General features: G+C 71.1%; 16 protein-coding genes. 7 read left to right on the top strand and 9 right to left on the bottom strand.

All coding sequences use genetic code 11. The features are described 5' to 3' along the window. The first annotated feature begins 58 nt into the window (after positions 1–58). Genes AB0D34_RS32780 through AB0D34_RS32795 form a run of 4 tightly spaced genes read left to right on the top strand, consistent with a single transcriptional unit; the run spans position 59 to position 3,921 of the window. On the top strand, positions 59–349 hold the full coding sequence (locus AB0D34_RS32780) for a hypothetical protein (RefSeq protein ID WP_362668165.1): 291 nt from the start codon (positions 59–61) through the stop codon (positions 347–349). Between the two features lie 19 nt (positions 350–368). Further along, a complete protein-coding gene (locus AB0D34_RS32785; RefSeq protein ID WP_362668168.1) occupies positions 369–1,205 on the top strand; it encodes a hypothetical protein in 837 nt (278 codons plus the stop codon). Positions 1,206–1,225: 20 nt separating this feature from the next. Beyond that, positions 1,226–3,154 (top strand): fumarate reductase/succinate dehydrogenase flavoprotein subunit, encoded by a 1,929-nt coding sequence (locus tag AB0D34_RS32790; protein ID WP_362668170.1) that lies wholly within the window; start codon positions 1,226–1,228, stop codon positions 3,152–3,154. Next, complete coding sequence (locus AB0D34_RS32795; RefSeq protein WP_362668172.1) at positions 3,151–3,921, top strand: succinate dehydrogenase/fumarate reductase iron-sulfur subunit; 771 nt, start codon at positions 3,151–3,153, stop codon at positions 3,919–3,921. The genes AB0D34_RS32790 and AB0D34_RS32795 overlap by 4 nt, the downstream gene beginning before the upstream one ends. Here the strand turns inward: AB0D34_RS32795 and AB0D34_RS32800 are convergent. Genes AB0D34_RS32800 through AB0D34_RS32810 form a run of 3 tightly spaced genes read right to left on the bottom strand, consistent with a single transcriptional unit; the run spans position 3,902 to position 6,306 of the window. Further along, positions 3,902–4,213 carry a hypothetical protein gene (locus AB0D34_RS32800; protein WP_362668174.1) on the bottom strand — a complete coding sequence of 104 codons (312 nt, stop codon included), beginning with the start codon at positions 4,211–4,213 and terminating at the stop codon, positions 3,902–3,904. The genes AB0D34_RS32795 and AB0D34_RS32800 overlap by 20 nt on opposite strands. Before the next feature lie 5 nt (positions 4,214–4,218). After that, a complete protein-coding gene (locus tag AB0D34_RS32805; RefSeq protein WP_362668177.1) occupies positions 4,219–5,190 on the bottom strand; it encodes a phosphotransferase in 972 nt (323 codons plus the stop codon). 45 nt (positions 5,191–5,235) lie between these two features. Then, positions 5,236–6,306, bottom strand: coding sequence for a hypothetical protein (locus AB0D34_RS32810; RefSeq protein WP_362668179.1), 1,071 nt, complete (start codon positions 6,304–6,306; stop codon positions 5,236–5,238). Between the two features lie 79 nt (positions 6,307–6,385). Here AB0D34_RS32810 and AB0D34_RS32815 point away from each other — a divergent pair, with 79 nt between their 5' ends. After that, a complete protein-coding gene (locus AB0D34_RS32815) occupies positions 6,386–7,768 on the top strand; it encodes a hypothetical protein (RefSeq protein WP_362668181.1) in 1,383 nt (460 codons plus the stop codon). Here AB0D34_RS32815 and AB0D34_RS32820 read toward each other — a convergent pair. The 6 genes from AB0D34_RS32820 to AB0D34_RS32845 form a co-directional block, all read right to left on the bottom strand. Then, positions 7,765–10,392, bottom strand: a complete 2,628-nt coding sequence (locus AB0D34_RS32820; RefSeq protein ID WP_362668183.1) for a SpoIIE family protein phosphatase — start codon at positions 10,390–10,392, stop codon at positions 7,765–7,767. The genes AB0D34_RS32815 and AB0D34_RS32820 overlap by 4 nt on opposite strands. Positions 10,393–10,643: 251 nt before the next feature. Continuing rightward, positions 10,644–11,051 (bottom strand): ATP-binding protein, encoded by a 408-nt coding sequence (locus AB0D34_RS32825; RefSeq protein ID WP_362668185.1) that lies wholly within the window; start codon positions 11,049–11,051, stop codon positions 10,644–10,646. A 96-nt stretch (positions 11,052–11,147) separates the two neighbouring features. After that, positions 11,148–11,612, bottom strand: coding sequence for a (deoxy)nucleoside triphosphate pyrophosphohydrolase (locus tag AB0D34_RS32830; RefSeq protein WP_362668188.1), 465 nt, complete (start codon positions 11,610–11,612; stop codon positions 11,148–11,150). 25 nt (positions 11,613–11,637) lie between these two features. Then, positions 11,638–11,829 carry an SPOR domain-containing protein gene (locus AB0D34_RS32835; protein ID WP_362668190.1) on the bottom strand — a complete coding sequence of 64 codons (192 nt, stop codon included), beginning with the start codon at positions 11,827–11,829 and terminating at the stop codon, positions 11,638–11,640. Positions 11,830–12,142: 313 nt separating this feature from the next. Next, positions 12,143–12,895 carry a GntR family transcriptional regulator gene (locus tag AB0D34_RS32840; protein WP_362668192.1) on the bottom strand — a complete coding sequence of 251 codons (753 nt, stop codon included), beginning with the start codon at positions 12,893–12,895 and terminating at the stop codon, positions 12,143–12,145. A gap of 147 nt (positions 12,896–13,042) precedes the next feature. Further along, positions 13,043–14,317: a DUF4190 domain-containing protein gene (locus AB0D34_RS32845; RefSeq protein WP_362668194.1), complete on the bottom strand. Its 1,275-nt coding sequence runs from the start codon at positions 14,315–14,317 to the stop codon at positions 13,043–13,045. Between the two features lie 567 nt (positions 14,318–14,884). Here AB0D34_RS32845 and AB0D34_RS32850 point away from each other — a divergent pair. Beyond that, complete coding sequence (locus tag AB0D34_RS32850; RefSeq protein ID WP_362668196.1) at positions 14,885–15,610, top strand: hypothetical protein; 726 nt, start codon at positions 14,885–14,887, stop codon at positions 15,608–15,610. Beyond that, complete coding sequence (locus AB0D34_RS32855; RefSeq protein ID WP_362668198.1) at positions 15,607–16,260, top strand: NucA/NucB deoxyribonuclease domain-containing protein; 654 nt, start codon at positions 15,607–15,609, stop codon at positions 16,258–16,260. The genes AB0D34_RS32850 and AB0D34_RS32855 overlap by 4 nt, the downstream gene beginning before the upstream one ends. Positions 16,261–16,262 lie beyond the last annotated feature (2 nt).

Here is a 16,262-nt window from a genome sequence, read left to right on the forward strand (position 1 = left end):
GCAGGCGCATGACCGTTCCCGCCCAGGGCGCCCCCGCCCACGGAAGTGAGGTCACGTCATGTCCGTGCACGACGAACTGGCATCGGCCCAGCGTTCGCTCGACGAAGTGCTCCGGTACGTCAAACGCCTGGAGCAGCAGTTGGGCAGCGGCGGCCTGGAGATGCGCCGCGTCCGGATGGACGCCGACCGGCTGCGCGAGAGCCTCGCGCTGCTGAGGGAGACCGACCCGGCGCTGGCCAAGGGCCGCCGCCCGGATCTCGTCTCCATCTCCGACACCCCGTACGACAACACCCTGTGGACGGACTCGGACGACGAGGGTCTGGGGGCCCGCGACCGCCGAGCCCCCTGAACCCGACCGGAGTCAAGCGTTGGCAACTGGTACGGAACCCCCCGACACCGAATCCCATACCGTGAGCGGCGGCGTACGCACCGGTACGCGCGCCGCGATCGACGCCCCGCACCTGCGCACCGACCGCTGGTGGCTGGCGCCCGCGGCGACCGCCGCCGGGCTGCTCGCCTTCATCGTGTACTCGACGTGGCGGGCCTTCGCCGACACGGACTACTACGCGGCCCCGTATGTCTCGCCGTTCTACTCCCCCTGCCTGGCCGAGCGCTGCGAGCCCATGCGGCACGGCCCCAACTGGGAGATCTTCGGCAGCTGGTGGGGCATCTCCCCCGCGATCATCATCCTGATCTTCCCGCTCGGCTTCCGCCTGACCTGCTACTACTACCGCAAGGCCTACTACCGGGGCTTCTGGGCGTCCCCGCCGGCCTGCGCGGTGGCCGAGCCGCACAAGAAGTACACCGGTGAGACCCGCTTCCCGCTGATCCTGCAGAACATCCACCGGTACTTCTTCTACGCCGCGATCCTGGTCGCCGGCATCCTGACCTACGACACCGTGCTCTCGTTCCGCAACGAGAAGTACGAGTGGGGCCACATGGGCCTCGGCACCCTGGTGTTCCTGGTCAACATCGTGCTGATCTGGGCGTACACCCTCTCCTGCCACTCCTGCCGGCACATCGTCGGCGGAAAGCTCAGGCACTTCTCCAAGCATCCCGTGCGCTACAAGGCCTGGCAGTTCGTGGGCAGGCTGAACGCCCGGCACATGCTGCTCGCCTGGGCGTCTCTGGTGAGCGTGGCGCTCGCCGACTTCTACGTGTTCCTGGTCGCGTCCGGCGCATTCGACGATCCGACCATCTTCTAGCGGATAAAGAGGGGCTTCTGATGTCCGTGGTCGACCGGCAGGAATGGGACGTCGTCGTGGTCGGCGCCGGAGGGGCCGGACTCCGCGCCGCCATCGAGGCCCGCGAGCGCGGTGCCCGTACGGCCGTGATCTGCAAGTCCCTGTTCGGCAAGGCGCACACCGTGATGGCCGAGGGCGGCATCGCGGCGAGCATGGGCAACGCCAACTCGAACGACAACTGGCAGGTCCACTTCCGCGACACCATGCGCGGCGGCAAGTTCCTCAACCAGTGGCGGATGGCCGAGCTGCACGCCCAGGAAGCCCCGGACCGGGTCTGGGAGCTGGAGACCTGGGGCGCCCTGTTCGACCGTACGAAGGACGGCCGGATCTCCCAGCGCAACTTCGGCGGCCACGAGTACCCGCGCCTGGCCCACGTCGGCGACCGCACGGGGCTCGAACTGATCCGCACGCTCCAGCAGAAGATCGTGTCGTTGCAGCAGGAGGACAAGAAGGAGACCGGCGACTACGAGTCCCGCCTGAAGGTCTACCAGGAGTGCACGGTCACCCGGATCCTCAAGGACGGATCCCGCGTCTCCGGTGTCTTCGCCTACGACCGTGAGACCGGCCGTTTCTTCGTCCTCGAAGCCCCGGCCGTCGTGATCGCCACCGGTGGCATCGGCAAGTCCTTCAAGGTGACGTCGAACTCGTGGGAGTACACCGGCGACGGCCACGCGCTGGCCCTGCTCGCGGGCGCGCCCCTGCTGAACATGGAGTTCGTGCAGTTCCACCCGACCGGCATGGTCTGGCCGCCGTCGGTGAAGGGCATCCTCGTCACCGAGTCGGTGCGCGGCGACGGCGGGGTGCTGCGCAACTCCGAGGGCAAGCGGTTCATGTTCGACTACGTCCCGGACGTCTTCAAGGAGAAGTACGCCGAGTCGGAGGAGGAGGGCGACCGCTGGTACGAGGACCCGGACAACAACCGGCGCCCTCCCGAGCTGCTCCCCCGTGACGAGGTGGCGCGGGCCATCAACGCCGAAGTCAAGGCGAACCGCGGCTCCCCGCACGGCGGGGTCTTCCTGGACGTCTCCACCCGTATGCCCGCCGAGGTCATCCGGCGCCGGCTGCCGTCGATGTACCACCAGTTCAAGGAGCTGGCGGACGTCGACATCACGGCCGAGCCGATGGAGGTCGGGCCGACCTGCCACTACGTGATGGGCGGGATCGCGGTCGAGTCGGACACGGCGGCGGCGCGCGGGGTGCCGGGGCTGTTCGCGGCCGGTGAGGTCGCGGGCGGCATGCACGGCTCGAACCGCCTCGGCGGGAACTCGCTCTCCGACCTGCTGGTGTTCGGGCGCCGGGCGGGCTGGCACGCGGCCGAGTACGCGACCTCGACGCAACGGCCGCCCGTGGACGAGGCCCAGGTCGACGCGGCGGCGGCCGAGGCGCTGCGACCGTTCTCGGCGGAGGGCGTCGCACCCGCCGTAGGACCTCCGGAGAACCCGTACACCCTGCACCAGGAGCTCCAGCAGGCCATGAACGACCTGGTCGGCATCATCCGCCGGGAGGGCGAGATGGAGCAGGCCCTGGAGAAGCTCGCGGATCTTCGGGTACGGGCCCGGCGGGCCGGGGTCGAGGGGCACCGGCAGTTCAATCCGGGCTGGCACCTCGCGCTGGACCTCAGGAACATGCTGCTGGTCAGCGAGTGCGTGGCGCGGGCGGCGCTGGAGCGGACCGAGTCGCGCGGCGGCCACACCCGCGAGGACCACCCGGCGATGGACCGCGAGTGGCGCCGGATCAACCTGCTGTGCCAACTGACCGACCCGACGGGCGGGTTGGCGGCCACGGACCCGGTCCGGGGCCAGATCGACCTCACCCGTGAGACCACCGACCCCATCCGCGCCGACCTGCTCGCCCTCTTCGACAAGGAGGAGCTGGTCAAGTACCTCGCCGAAGAGGAGCTGTACGAATGAGCGGCTACACGGCCCACTTCAAGGTGTGGCGGGGTGACGTCAAGGGCGGTGACCTGGAGGACTTCAAGGTCGAGGTGAACGAGGGCGAGGTCGTCCTCGACATCATCCACCGCCTCCAGGCCACCCAGGCACCCGATCTCGCGGTCCGCTGGAACTGCAAGGCGGGCAAGTGCGGTTCGTGCTCGGCGGAGATCAACGGGCGGCCGCGGCTGATGTGCATGACGCGCATGTCGGTCTTCACCCAGGAGGAGACGATCACCGTCACTCCCCTCCGCGCCTTCCCGGTCGTCCGCGACCTGGTCACGGACGTCGGCTTCAACTACCAGAAGGCGCGGGAGGTCCCGGCGTTCGTGCCGCCGGCCGACCTCGGGCCCGGTGAGTACCGGATGATGCAGGAGGACGTGGACCGCTCGCAGGAGTTCCGCAAGTGCATCGAGTGCTTCCTGTGCCAGGACACCTGCCATGTCGTGCGCGACCACGAGGAGAACAAGACGGCGTTCGCGGGCCCGCGCTTCCTCATGCGGGTGGCGGAGTTGGACATGCATCCGCTGGACGCGGCCGAGGACACCGGCCTGGACCGCAAGAAGACGGCCCAGGACGAGCACGGTCTCGGCTACTGCAACATCACCAAGTGCTGCACGGAGGTCTGCCCCGAGGGCATCAAGATCACGGACAACGCGCTGATTCCGCTGAAGGAAAGGGCTGTTGACCGCAAGTACGACCCGCTGGTGTGGCTGGGGTCGAAGATCAGGAGGAGGTCTTCGTAGCGCGGCCGGGGCGCTTGGCCCGGAGCTGGATGAGCAGGCCGACCATGAACACGGTCCAGCCGGCCCACGCCAGGTAGGCGGACCGGCCGTGCGGCGGTCCGGCCAGGGGGCCCACGAAGGTCCACACCGCCGCTCCGACCGCGCCGATCAACGATCCGTAGCCCCACAGCCTCGGCCGCAGGACCCTGGACCGGCCCCAGGGCGCGACCCAGCCGGTCGCGATCCCCGCCACGCCACCCACGGCGAGAACCGTCAGGGAGAGCGCGGCCACCCCCACCAGTACCCAGTGCATGCCGATCATCGTCCCACGAGCTCCAGCACCCTGACCAGGTTGTGTTCCGCGATCTCCCGCATCCCCTCCGGGTGCGGGAAGTCGCCCTCGATCAGGCGGAGCGGGCCCGCGACCAGGGACACGTGCATGGCGAGGCGGTAGAGGCGCATCCGGTCCTCGTCCAGGTCGCGGGTACGGAGGACGTCGTAGTGGCGCGGGCCGAAGCGGATGCGCAGGAAGACGTGTTCCCACTCGACGTCGAAGTACATGAGCCCTTCGACGTCGATGAGGGCGGGCCTGCCCTCGTCGTCCAACAGGACGTGGTCGGCGCCGAGTTCGCCGTGGATGAGGGTGTGCCGGTCGCGGGGCCGGACGGCGGCGGCGAGCCGTCGTACGGTCTCTGCGAGCTCCTCCCGTACGGCGGCGATCCGTTCGTCGCGTACGGCGGCCTGTTCGATGTGGCGCAGGGCGCCCTCGGTGACGCGCTGTACGGCCGAACTCGACGACGGGGTACCGCCGTTGTCGACGAGCCCGACCTTGCCGAACGCCGGGCCTTCCTGGGCGTGCAGGGTCGCGAGCTCGGCGGCCAGCCGGTCCAGCGCGGCACGGCCCGCGACCGGGTCCCGCTCCAGGGCCTGTTCCAGGCTGCCGCCGCGCATGTCCTCGACGACCACGGCGTCCAGGGCGGTGTCGGAGTACAGGAGGCGGGGGGTACGGACTCCGGCGGCGATCAGGCGGCCATGCGCGGCGGTGAAGACATCGAGGGTCGTCCCGGCGGAGAAGGGGTCGCGGGGGTCGGACGGGCCCGCGTCCCAGTAGTCCTCGTCCGGCGACCAGACGTAGGCGACGACGGTCGTGCCGCCGTCGAGGGCCAGCCGGTAGACCCCTTTCTTGGTGCCGCCACGCAGCCGGGTGACACCGGTGAGGCCACGGCCGGTCGCGGCGCGGGCGAGGGGGGCGAGGTCGTCGCGGGTGAGGTGTCTGCGGGTGGTGGTCATTCGGCAGATCGTCGCAGTGCGGCGGGCCGGAACGCAGGTGGTTTTCTAACGGACCCAGTCCCTCTCGTACGCCGCCCAGTCCCCCTCCGTCGCCGCGAAGTCCACATACAGCGCGACCCCGAAGTTGGCGCGGTCCGCGTCCGTGCGGGAGAGGCCGAGGCGGACGCCCCGGACGGCGGCCGGGACGGTCTCGGCGAAGGACCAGTGGTCGAAGTTGTTCTCCCGGTAGAAGGGCAGGCCCATCAGCAGGTCGGTGGAGTCGGGGGTGACCTCCAGAGCCAGGGAGGTCTGCTGGGCGACATATCCGCCGTACAGGCTCTCCAGCGGTGTGCTCGTGTCGTACGACATCACCGCGATCTGGTCGACCCGTCGCGCGACCTCGCCGAAGTACGCCTGCGACCACCACTTGGGGTGCCCGGCGAGCGTCCCGGCGACGGAGTGCAGCGCGGGCAGCGGGTCGATCTGGTGGGCGGCGACCGAGAGGGGGACGCCACGGGCGCGGGTGACCCGGTGGAGGGCGTCGAGGAGGTCGAGGTAGTTCTGGTCCCCGGAGTGCAGGGGCTCCAGGTCGAAGTGGGCGCCGTCGAATCCGGCGGCGAGGATCTCGCGGGTGGACCGCACGACGGCAGCCCGGGTGTCCTTCTCGGCGAGGCGCATGCCGTCCGGGCTCTCGGTGGCGAGCTTGTCGCCGAGCCAGGCCTGGACGCGGATGCCGGGGGCCGCCTTGTGCACGGCACCGATCAGCCAGCGCGCCCTCGGGTACGCCGACGCGGGCAGCGTCCCGTCGTGTTCCAGGGGGCCCGCGTGGACGTACAGGTCCCGGATGCCGGTGTCCCTCAGGCGGCGGGCGAGGGCGGTGACGTCGGCGTCCGTCTTGCGGCCGTCCACCCAGGCGTGGCCGAGCCAGATCGCGTCCTTGTCGCGGGTGTAGGTGCCGTCGGCCGGGTCGCCGGTGTAGTTGAGCCGGAGGGCGACCGCGACGGTGAGGAGGGGCAGCAGGACGACGAGCACGAGTCCGAGCACGCTCCAGCGGATCCAACGGCGGTGTCTCCGCTTCGGCACCGGCCGGTCCTTGTCGCCGTCCCCCTCGGTCTGTATGTCCTGCACATCCGACATCCGCTCCCCGTCCTCTCGCCGTACCCCCGCCACCCCGCCCCGCTCGCGCCCCCGCATTCCGGCCCATACGCTCCGAAATGTGACGTCATCCTTGATACGGGGCCGACCGCGGCGCGGCCGCTCGCACATATCCGTGCGGGTGGCGCATGCCCTGCTGGGCCTGGTGGCCGCGGTCGTGTGGCTGGTGTTGCCGTGCATGACGATCAATGACGACACGGCGGTTGCAGGGGCGCGTACCGCAGCCGCCGCGCCCGCGGACGACGACTCCTCCGCCGACCTCGTCCTGCCGGTGGCCGCCCTCGCCGTGGTCGTCGGCCTCGCCGCCTACGGCTCCCTGCGCCGGATACGCCGCACCCGCAGCCGTACGACACCGGCCTCCCCCGGTACGACCCACGTCGGCGCGTACCCCTCGCCGGCCGCTCCGCTGTCCGACCTCGACGAGCGTTCCCGGACCGCGCTCGTCGACGCGGACAACAGCCTCCGCGCCTTCCGCGAGGAACTCCCCTTCGCCGAGGCCGGGTTCGGCGCCGAGGCGATGGTCCCGTTCGTCCGGGCGGCCGAGGCGGCCGAGGCCGAGCTGTCGGCCGCGTGCGCGATCCGGCGGCGGTACGACGAGGGTGTCCCCGAGGAGGCGGCGGCGCTCGCCGGAGTCGTGGGCCGCTGCGAGGAGGCCGGGCGGCGGCTGGCGGTCGACGCGGAGAACCTGCGCGGGCTGCGGGCGCTGGAGGAGGACCCCGCCGGGGCGCTGGCGTCGGCCGAGACCCGCTTCCGTGAGCTGACCGCCCGCACGGCCGAGGTGGAGACCGCGCCCATGGCCGACTCCGTCACCGGATACGTCGAGCTGGCCAAGGACAGCCTGGTCACCGCCACCGTCCACCTCAACCAGACCCACCAGGCCACCGCCGCCGCCCGGCCCGACGAGGCGGCCCGGCACCTGCGCGCGGCGGAGACCGCGATCTCCCGGGCGGACGTGCTGGTGACGGCCGTGACCCGGTTGCGCGAGACGCTCGCCGAGGCCGCCCGCCTGATCCCGTCCGCCCTCACGGGCGCGGAGGCGGAACTGGCCCCGTTCCGCGACGGCACCGTCTACGAGGGCGAGACCTACGCCCGGCTGCTGCACGCCGACGCGGTCCTGGCCGCCGTACGACAGGAGACGACGTCCGGCCGGCCGTACGACCCGCTCGGCGTCCTGCGCCGGATCGTGCACGCGACCGCGCCGCTCGCGACGGGCCGGTCCGGAGTGCTCGGGGCGGCCGCGCTGCTGGTTGCCCGGGAGTCGCTGGCGGCGGCGGACGAGTACGTCACCGTCCACCGCGAGGCGGTCGGCGTCTCGGCCCGGGTGCGCCTGTCGGAGGCCCGCACGACCGACGACCTCCCGCGGGCGGACATCCTGGCCCGCGAGGCGCGCGACCTCGCGGAGCGGGACGTACGACTGCGCGGGCACCCCTCCGAGCCGGGCTAGAACAGGCTCAGCAACGCCTCCGCCGGGTCCACCATGCCGTGCTCCCCGTCGGGCAGCGGCAGTTCGAACCACACCGTCTTGCCGCGCGGGGTGCGGCGGGAGCCCCAGGCGGCGCTGAGCAGGCCGACCAGTTGGAGGCCGCGGCCGCCCTCGTCGGTGTCGCGGGCGCGCCGGCGGCGGGGCTGGACGAGGCCCGAGTCCCAGACCTCGCAGACCAGGGTGCGGTCGAGGAGGAGGCGGAGCCGGATGTCTCCCTCGCCGTACCGGAGGGCGTTGGTGACCAGTTCGCTGACGAGGAGCTCCGTGGTGTCGACCAGGGGTTCCAGGTCCCAGCTCAGCAACTGGCCGCGCGCGTACTCGCGGGCCCGGCCCACACTGCGGGGCTCGCGCGGGAGCGTCCAGTCGCCGACGGAGCCGGCGGGCAGGCCCTGGACACGTGCCATCAGCAGCGCGATGTCGTCCTCGCCGTGGTGGGTGTCGAGGGTGTTGAGGACGTGGTCGCAGACGTCCTCCAGGGGCGCGGAGGGGTCGGTGAGCGCCCCGACGAACGCCTGGAGGCCTTCGTCGAGGGGGTGATCGCGGCTTTCGACCAGTCCATCCGTGTAGAGCGCGAGCAGGGCGCCTTCGGGTAGTTCGACCTCGACCTCCTCGAAGGGCTCGCCGCCGACGCCGAGCGGCATGCCGGGCGGCACGTCGAGCATCAGGGCGTCCTCGCCGGGCTCGACCAGCACGGGCGGCAGATGGCCGGCGTTGGCGAAGGTGCAGCGGCGGGTCACCGAGTCGTAGACGGCGTAGACGCAGGTCGCCAGGTACACCTCGGACAGGTCCGCCTCACGGGGGCGGCGGGCCGCGCGGGTGGCCTGCTGGACCCCACCGGGGGCGCCGAGACCGCGGGCGATCTCGTCCAACGCGGAGAGCACCTCGGCCGGTTCGAGGTCCAGCAGGGCCAGGGTACGGACGGCGGAGCGGAGTTCGCCCATCGCCACCGCCGCGCGCAGCCCTCGGCCCATGACGTCCCCGACCACCAAGGCCGTGCGGTGTCCCGGCAGTTCGATGACGTCGAACCAGTCGCCGCCGACCTCGCTGGGGCGGTCCGCGGAGGAGTTGCCGGGCAGATAGCGGCAGGCGATGTCCAGACCGGAGGCGACCGGGTCACCGGGCGGCAGCAGGGACCGCTGCAGTATCAGCGCCCGCTCGTGCTCCCGCCGGTACAGGCGCGCGTTGTCGATACAGACCGCGGCCCGCGCCGCCAACTCCACCGCCAGGTCCCGGTCCCGGTCCCCGAACGGCTCGCTGCCCTTCGTCCGGGCGAACTGCACGAGTCCTACGACGGTGTCGTGGGCGACCATCGGCACGGCCAGCGTGGACTGCACCAGGCCGCCCTCCTCGGCCGGGATGTACTGCGGGCGTGCGGTGCGCAGGGCGTCCGCGCAGGGCGAGTTGAAGGGGTAGTGGTGGACCGCGCCGACCGAGACGGGAGCCCCCGAGCCGATGAAGGGGGCGTCGGAGACCGCGCTGGCGAAGGCGACCCGGCGCAGTTCGGCGCTGCCGTCGGCGAGCCCGGGCGGGGTCTCGTCGCCGGCCAGCAGTCCCTGGTACAGGTCGACGGTGGCCAGGTCGCAGAAGCCGGGGACGACGACGTCCAGGAGTTCGCGGGCCGTGGTCTCCAGGTCGAGGGAGTTCCCTATGCGGGCACCGGCCTCGTTGAGGAGGGCGAGATTGCGCCGGGCGGCGGCGGCCTCGCGGGCGGCGGCACGGCGGGAGGTGATGTCGGTTCCCAGCCAGGCGATTCCGATGGGCCGCCCGGAACCGCTGCGCACCCGGTACAGGTTGATGGACCAGTGCCGACGCTCGTCGGAACCCGGCAGAAAGCCGGTGACGTGCATGTCCGTGATGGAGTCGCCGCTCTCCAGGACCCGGCGCAGGGTCGCGGTGACCCGCTCGGCCTCGGGACGCGGCAGGTAGTCGTGGACGCCCTTGCCGCGGTGGTCGTCCGGGCTGCCGCCGAAGACGGAGGCGAAACGGTAGTTGACGCGGCGAATGCGCAGATCGGGGTCGATCAGAATGAATCCGAAAGGAGATTGACCGAAAATCGCCTGCGAGGCGGCGAGGTCGGTCTCGATGCTCCTGAGCGTGCGCACGTCGACGACGATGCAGACGGCGGCCTTCTCACCCTCCTCGGTCCGCGTCGGCATGACGTAGACCTCGGCGAGGCCTTCCCGGCCGCACTCGCCGTCGGTCGACGACGGGGGCATCCGGAAGGGGACCACGCCGGTCCACTCGCGGCCGTCCAGGATCTCCGCCATCTTGCGCTGGCCCTGCGCGTGCAGGTCCGGGTCGATGAACGCCCCGATGGGGTCCATGCCGACGGCACGCCCGGCGGGGATGCCGAAGAGCTGCTCGGCGCGCAGGCTCCACTGGTCGACGAGGCCGTCGGGGCCTATGGAGAAGGACGCGACCTTGATGTAGTCGTAGATCGAGCCGGGCGGGCTGCTCTGCCAGATGGCGTCACCGGACAGCGCCTCGCCGGTACGGATGTGCGCCGCGGCATCACCCGCGGCCTCCGTCCTCGCGCCGCCCGACGGGTCATTCGACTCCGTGGCCTTCGCTGGTATCTCGCTCACGCGAACCGTCCCCTCCAGCTCACCGCGCCCGGCACCGGTCACCGGGGGCGGCTGCCCGCAGTATCCAGCACTACGGTGCCGCACAACACGGTGTTCACGATCACAGCACGATCCCGACGGTTTTCGGTCCGGACTGCGACAACACTTCCAGTCTTCTAACCAGCGGACACCGCGTCGAATCACGCCCGTCGACAACCGCCACTGGCCTGAACCATGCCGTACAGGTGTTCTTCATCGCGATCAGGTCCTGTTCATCCCGGTACCGCGAGCTCGAACCAGACCGTCTTGCCCGTCGCGCCGGGGCGGGTACCCCAGCGGTGTGCGGCATGGGCGACCAGTTGCAGACCGCGGCCGCTCTCGTCGTCCAGCTCGGCGACGCGTTCGCGGGGCGGGTCGGGGAGCGGGTCGGAGACCTCCACCAGGAGGATGCCGTCGACCGCGTCGGGGCGGACCAGGCGGACGCCGATGGGGCCGGTGGCGTGCCGCAGGGAGTTCGTCACCAGCTCGCTGACCAGCAGGGCGGCGATGTCGGCGAGGCCGTCGAGGTTCCAGGCGCGCAGGCTTTCGCGGACCGCTGTACGCGCGGCGCGTACGGCGCCGGGGTCCTCGGGGAAGGTCCACTCGGCGCAGTCGCCTTCGGTGTCGATCACGCCGATCACATCCCGGGCCGACCCATGTCCGCTTTCGTGGGGTTAAGGGGCACATACCCGGTATTGCGGGGGCGGTACCGTGCCGAATGGGGTAAGCCGGGGCGCCTAAGAGCTCGGGGGGTTCCGTCGGGGGGCGGGTGCGGGTGCGTTGTGGCTTGTCGCGCAGTTCCCCGCGCCCCTGAATGCCCTCAGTGCGCCGATGGCTTCCACGTCCTGGTCGAGCCAGTCGACGTCCCAGAGTTCGCCCGGCGCCAGCCAACGGAGTTCGTCGTGGTCCTGCAAGGGCTTGGGGGCCGGGGAGTCCGGCAGGAGGCGGGCGGTCCAGGCCTGGAGGACGTACGGGGGCTTCAGGGGCCACTCGCCGGGGACCCGATCCAGCACCTCGGCCTCCACGCCCAGTTCCTCACGCAGTTCACGGGACAGAGCCTTCTCCGGGCTCTCCCCCCGCTCCACCTTGCCCCCGGGCAGCTCCCAACGGCCGGCCAACGCCGGGGGCGCGCTGCGGCGGGCTGCGAGGAGGCGGTCGCCGTCGTAGAGGGCGGCCGCCACCACCACGATCCGTTCCGTCATGCGCCGGAGCCTACGGGAGGCTCGGTCAGTCGGCCGGGCCGGCGCCGTTCTGGCTGATGCGCTCGACCCAGTAGAGCTGTTTGTGGCCGCGGGAGTCGAGGCTGTCCGCGATCTTCTGGGCCTCCGCCCTGGTCGCGTACCTGCCCACGCGGTAACGATTGCCGCTGTCGTCCTGCCGTATGACCAGCCAGGGAAGAGTGATCGTGCCGTCGTTCATTGCGCCCCACCGCTCCTTCCCGACCTGCGTCGAGCCCCACCCGATAAGGAAACCGCAATCCGCATATGCCCGAGCCTACGCCCTACCTTTACGCAGCGAACACGCGTTTTCACAAAGAGGTACGCAACCAGCCAGGACGGACTCCTCAGACAGGGGGCGCACAGCGGTGAACGCGCCCCGGTGGACGGCGATGCGTCCGGTCAGCGGTGCCGCCGGGACTGTGGTGTGGACCTGCTAGAACGGCCGAATTCGAACGGCGTTCGCCTGCGGGCCGGTTGAGTGTTCGCCCGGGGCAACTTCTCTGGGGCGCACGCTACTTCACCGGAAGGTGGTACGCGACCTGGTAGCGGTCGGCCGGGATGACCACGTCCGCAGTCTCCACCGGGCGCCCCGAGGCGTAGTAGGTGCGGTGGACCACGAGGACGACATGGCCGGGGACACCGCCGAGGGCGAGCAGCTCCTCGGCGAGGCCGGGGCGGGCGCCGACCTCCTCGGTGACGTTGTCCACGACGACGTCGATCGCGGCCATCCGCTCGACGACACCCATACCGCCGAGGGGGCCTTCCTCGGGGAGCATCACGGGAGTGCGCCCGGTCACCGCGAGGGGCTCCCAGGAGGTGGAGAGCATGATCGGCTCACCGGCCTCCCGGAAGACGTACTTGGTGCACATCACGCGGTCGCCGGGCCGGAGGGCGAGCCGCTCGGCGATGGCGGCGGAGGCCTCGGTCTGGGCGCTGCTGGACTCCCAGGTGCCGCGCCCCTCCCCGTCGGCCTGCTCCTGCCGGAAGGGGGTGGCGCCGGAGGCCGGGCGGTAGCCGGAGCGGGCGATACGGCGGGGCACGGGCCGCTCACGGACGTACGTCCCGGAGCCGGAGCGGCCCTCCACCAGGCCCTCGGCCATCAGCACCTTGCGCGCCTCCAGGGCGACGGTGTCCGAGACGCCGTACTCCTCGCGGATCCTGGCCTGGGACGGCAGGCGGGTGTGCGGTGGCAGCGAACCGTCGGCGATCTTCTTACGGAGATCCCCCGCGACACGCAGGTACGCCGGCTGCTCACCGAATGTCACTGGCCGCTCCCATCAGGTTGTACAGACAGCAACAGCGTGGCAACCGTGGGTTGGGCCGTGCAAGCAAAGGCCAGAGAATCACTCGATGTGATGACATGTGCCCGTGGCGGGCTTTACGCAGGCACTTTCTCCCCGCTATGGGCGCCCTCACACATTGAGTTCACCGCTGCCCGAGTCACCGCCTCCCTCGCCCGGGTCCTCGTCGTACGACGGCCGCTTGGTGGCCAGCCCCAGAGCCTTGCGTGCGGTGACCGTGCTGGAGCCGTCGACGTACGAGTAGCCCTTGTCGTAGTGGGTGTAGAAGGTGTCCACGTCGTCGGCGGCGGCCGCCGCGGACGCCTTCGCCCACTCGGTGCGCGCCTTCTCCATGTCCTTGACCAGGGCCGCGACCGGCTTGTCGGCATCCGCCGACCAGGCGTGCGCGCGCAGGGCCTTGATCTGCTCGTCCAGGCGGTCGTGCACGTCCCGCGACCAGTCCCGGTAGCCGGGCAGGTCGTCCTCGGGGTAGTCCTCGGGCTCCTCCCACAGCACGGTGTCCATGGCGTTGAGGGACTTCAGGAGGGCGATCTGGTCCGGGTCGAGCGTGGTCGCGTCGGCGCGCAGCGAGCCGGTCAGGGTGCCGCTCTCGTCGGTGTTGCCGAAGATGCAGGTGACCTCGCGGTCGCCGAGGCGCCAGCTCTGGCGGGTGGGGCCGAAGTAGTACACGTCGACGTCGTCGGGGAGCGACCAGGTGTCCATGACGTAGGCGTCCTGGAGCGGGTAGCACTTCTCGTCGGCGGCGTCGGAGACCGCGCCGTCCCCCGGGAAGCCGGCGCCCGTCATCTTGAACTCGCCGAACACCTCGCCCTCGTGCTCACCGGCGCAGGGCACCTCGTCGACGTCGTAGGTGAGGCCTTCGAGGGACTCCCCCGGCGCGTCGAAGCACTGGCCCTTGACCACCGAGAAGGCCGTGCCCTCGGTCGCGCCCTCCTTGAACCCCTCCCAGGCCTTGGAGAACCCTCCCGTGGCGAGCGCGGTCACCCACAGGGCGAGGCCGAGCGACGACAGGATCGATCCGGCGATCGCGAGAGCCTTGCCGGACTGCTCCTTCTTCTTGATCTGCACCAGCGCGATCACGCCCAGCACGAGTCCCACGGCCGGGAAGCAGCACAGGACGCCGAGGACCAGGGAGGCGACGGCGAGACCGTTGACCGACTTCGGGCGGGCGTAGGGGCTGTAGCCCTGGCCCCAGCCCTGGTACGGCGAACCATAGGGGTGCCCGTACGGCTGTCCGTACGGCTGCTGTCCGTACGGTTGCTGCCCCTGTGGTGGCGGCCCATACGGCTGCGGTCCCTGCGGCGGCGGCCCGTACGGGTCCGGGGCCGGGGACGGCCCCTGGGCGGGGTCGGGCTGAGGTGGCCCAGGGGGCGGGGGTATGGACACGGGTACCGTGCTCCTGGTTCGGGCTGTGGTGGGGAACTGACGTACGACAGGGCGCATGGTATGCGCGGGGCGGGCGGGGGCGGAACGCAGTTACGGGTGCGACGGCCCGGGCGGTGAACGGACCCACAGCGGGCGGGGGCGGTTCCGGGGGCACGGTCTTCTCGGCGGCCGGCGTGTGGCCGCTGCCGGCCCTCCTGGCCGACGGGGCGGCGAGCACGGCACGGGCCGAGCCGGCGGCGGCCTGGGAGCTCCCGGCGGACGAATCGGCCGCGCCGGCACGGGAGTTGCCGTGCGGGAGGAGTGGGCGGACGGACTGGCTGCCGACGCGCACGGCTGGGCCGGGAAGCGCACGAGGCCCTGCACGGGCTGAACCGGCGGAGCGTACGCCTCACCACGGCGTCTACGTCCATCTCCTGCTCGGCGACACGCACATGACACCGGGTCAGGTACCGGGCGGACGCACCGTGGTGATTCCTTTGCTCAGACCATAAGTTCGCTAAATGAAACCCCGTTCGACGGCCACTACAGTTTTTGACTGCTGTCGGCACACAGGCGAACGGGGGATGTGTGGCCATCGAGTTGCCTGACGAGCTGGTCTGGGTGATGAACCTGATCGGCGTCAACTGGCCTCAGGTGAACGAGGACAAGGTGCGCGAGTTCGCCGGGCATGTGCGGACGTTCGCCGGCAACATCGACAGCTCGCACCAGGCGGCCACGGCGACCGTGCGCGAGCTGGCCGAGCACTACGACGCCGACTCCTACCGGCAGTTGGCCGCGCGGTGGACCGCGATGTCCTCCGCGCACATGACCGAGATCGTCGAGGTCTGCGGGGCCGTGGCGGTCGCGCTGGAGATCGCCGCCGACGCCGTCGTCGCCGCCAAGACCGCCGTACTCGTCGAACTGGGCGTACTGGCCGCCGAGTTCGTCGCCGACCAGGCCGCGGCCGTGCTGACCTTCGGTGCCGCCGAAGCCGCCGAGGTCCTGCTGATCGAGGCCACGAAGAGGGTCGTCAACGGGATCCTCCAGGAGCTGGAGGGGCGGCTCGTCGCCGACCTCACGGCCAAGGCGGTCGCGCCCCTGGAGACGGTGGTCGAGCGGGCCCTTCGCGGTCTGGTCTTCGAGGGGGTCGACGCGGCGCTGGGAGGCGCCTCCGGCGGTGGCGCGGGCTCCTACTTCCAGGTGCATCCGGAAGGCATGAGACAGATGGCGGCCAAACTGCACGCGCACGCGGACGACGTGGCCGGGCACGCCGACGTGATGGCCAGGGCGACGGCGGGGGTGTCGTTCTCTTGAGCCATCCCATAGCCAAGGCGCTGGAGGACGCGGCCAAGAAGATCGGCGTCAAGCTGAGCAAGGAGGCCGCGCACGCCGTCAGCGACATGTACCGGCAGGCCGGCAAGGGCACGGAGAAGGTGGTCAAGAACATCACCGACGCCGACGACGCCCACAAGCGGGAGATCACCGCGCTCGCCGAGAAGATCGCCAAGAACCACGGCGAGACCGGGCCGGGTTCCCGTAAACGGCTCGTCCAGCAGGCCGACGCCCGCACCGAGCTGTCGAACGCCGTCGGCGTCCGCGGCGACTACGACGCCGAGCTGGTGGTCAACCGCACCAAGTACCCGGAGTCGGCCGCGCACATCGAGGAGGCCCAGAGCGGCCAGATCTGGCGCGGCGACACCTACCGCCAGGGCCGTCCCAAGCCGTCCGTCCTGACCATCGACAAGCCCAACGCGGACGACAACCGGGCGAACTCCCTGCGGGGCATCGACACCCGGCCGCCGGACGACCGCGACGAGTACCCGCCGGCCATGTTCAAGGAGGGCGGCGCCGGGGCCAGCGTGAAGTACATACCGCAGCCTGATAATGGTGGTTCGGGGTCGAGTATGGGCAGCGCCCTGCGCGGGCTCCCGGACGGGACCAGAATCAAGATCACCACCAGATAGGC

The sequence above is a fragment of the Streptomyces sp. NPDC048420 genome (genome assembly GCF_040651535.1).
Lineage (GTDB): Bacteria > Actinomycetota > Actinomycetes > Streptomycetales > Streptomycetaceae > Streptomyces.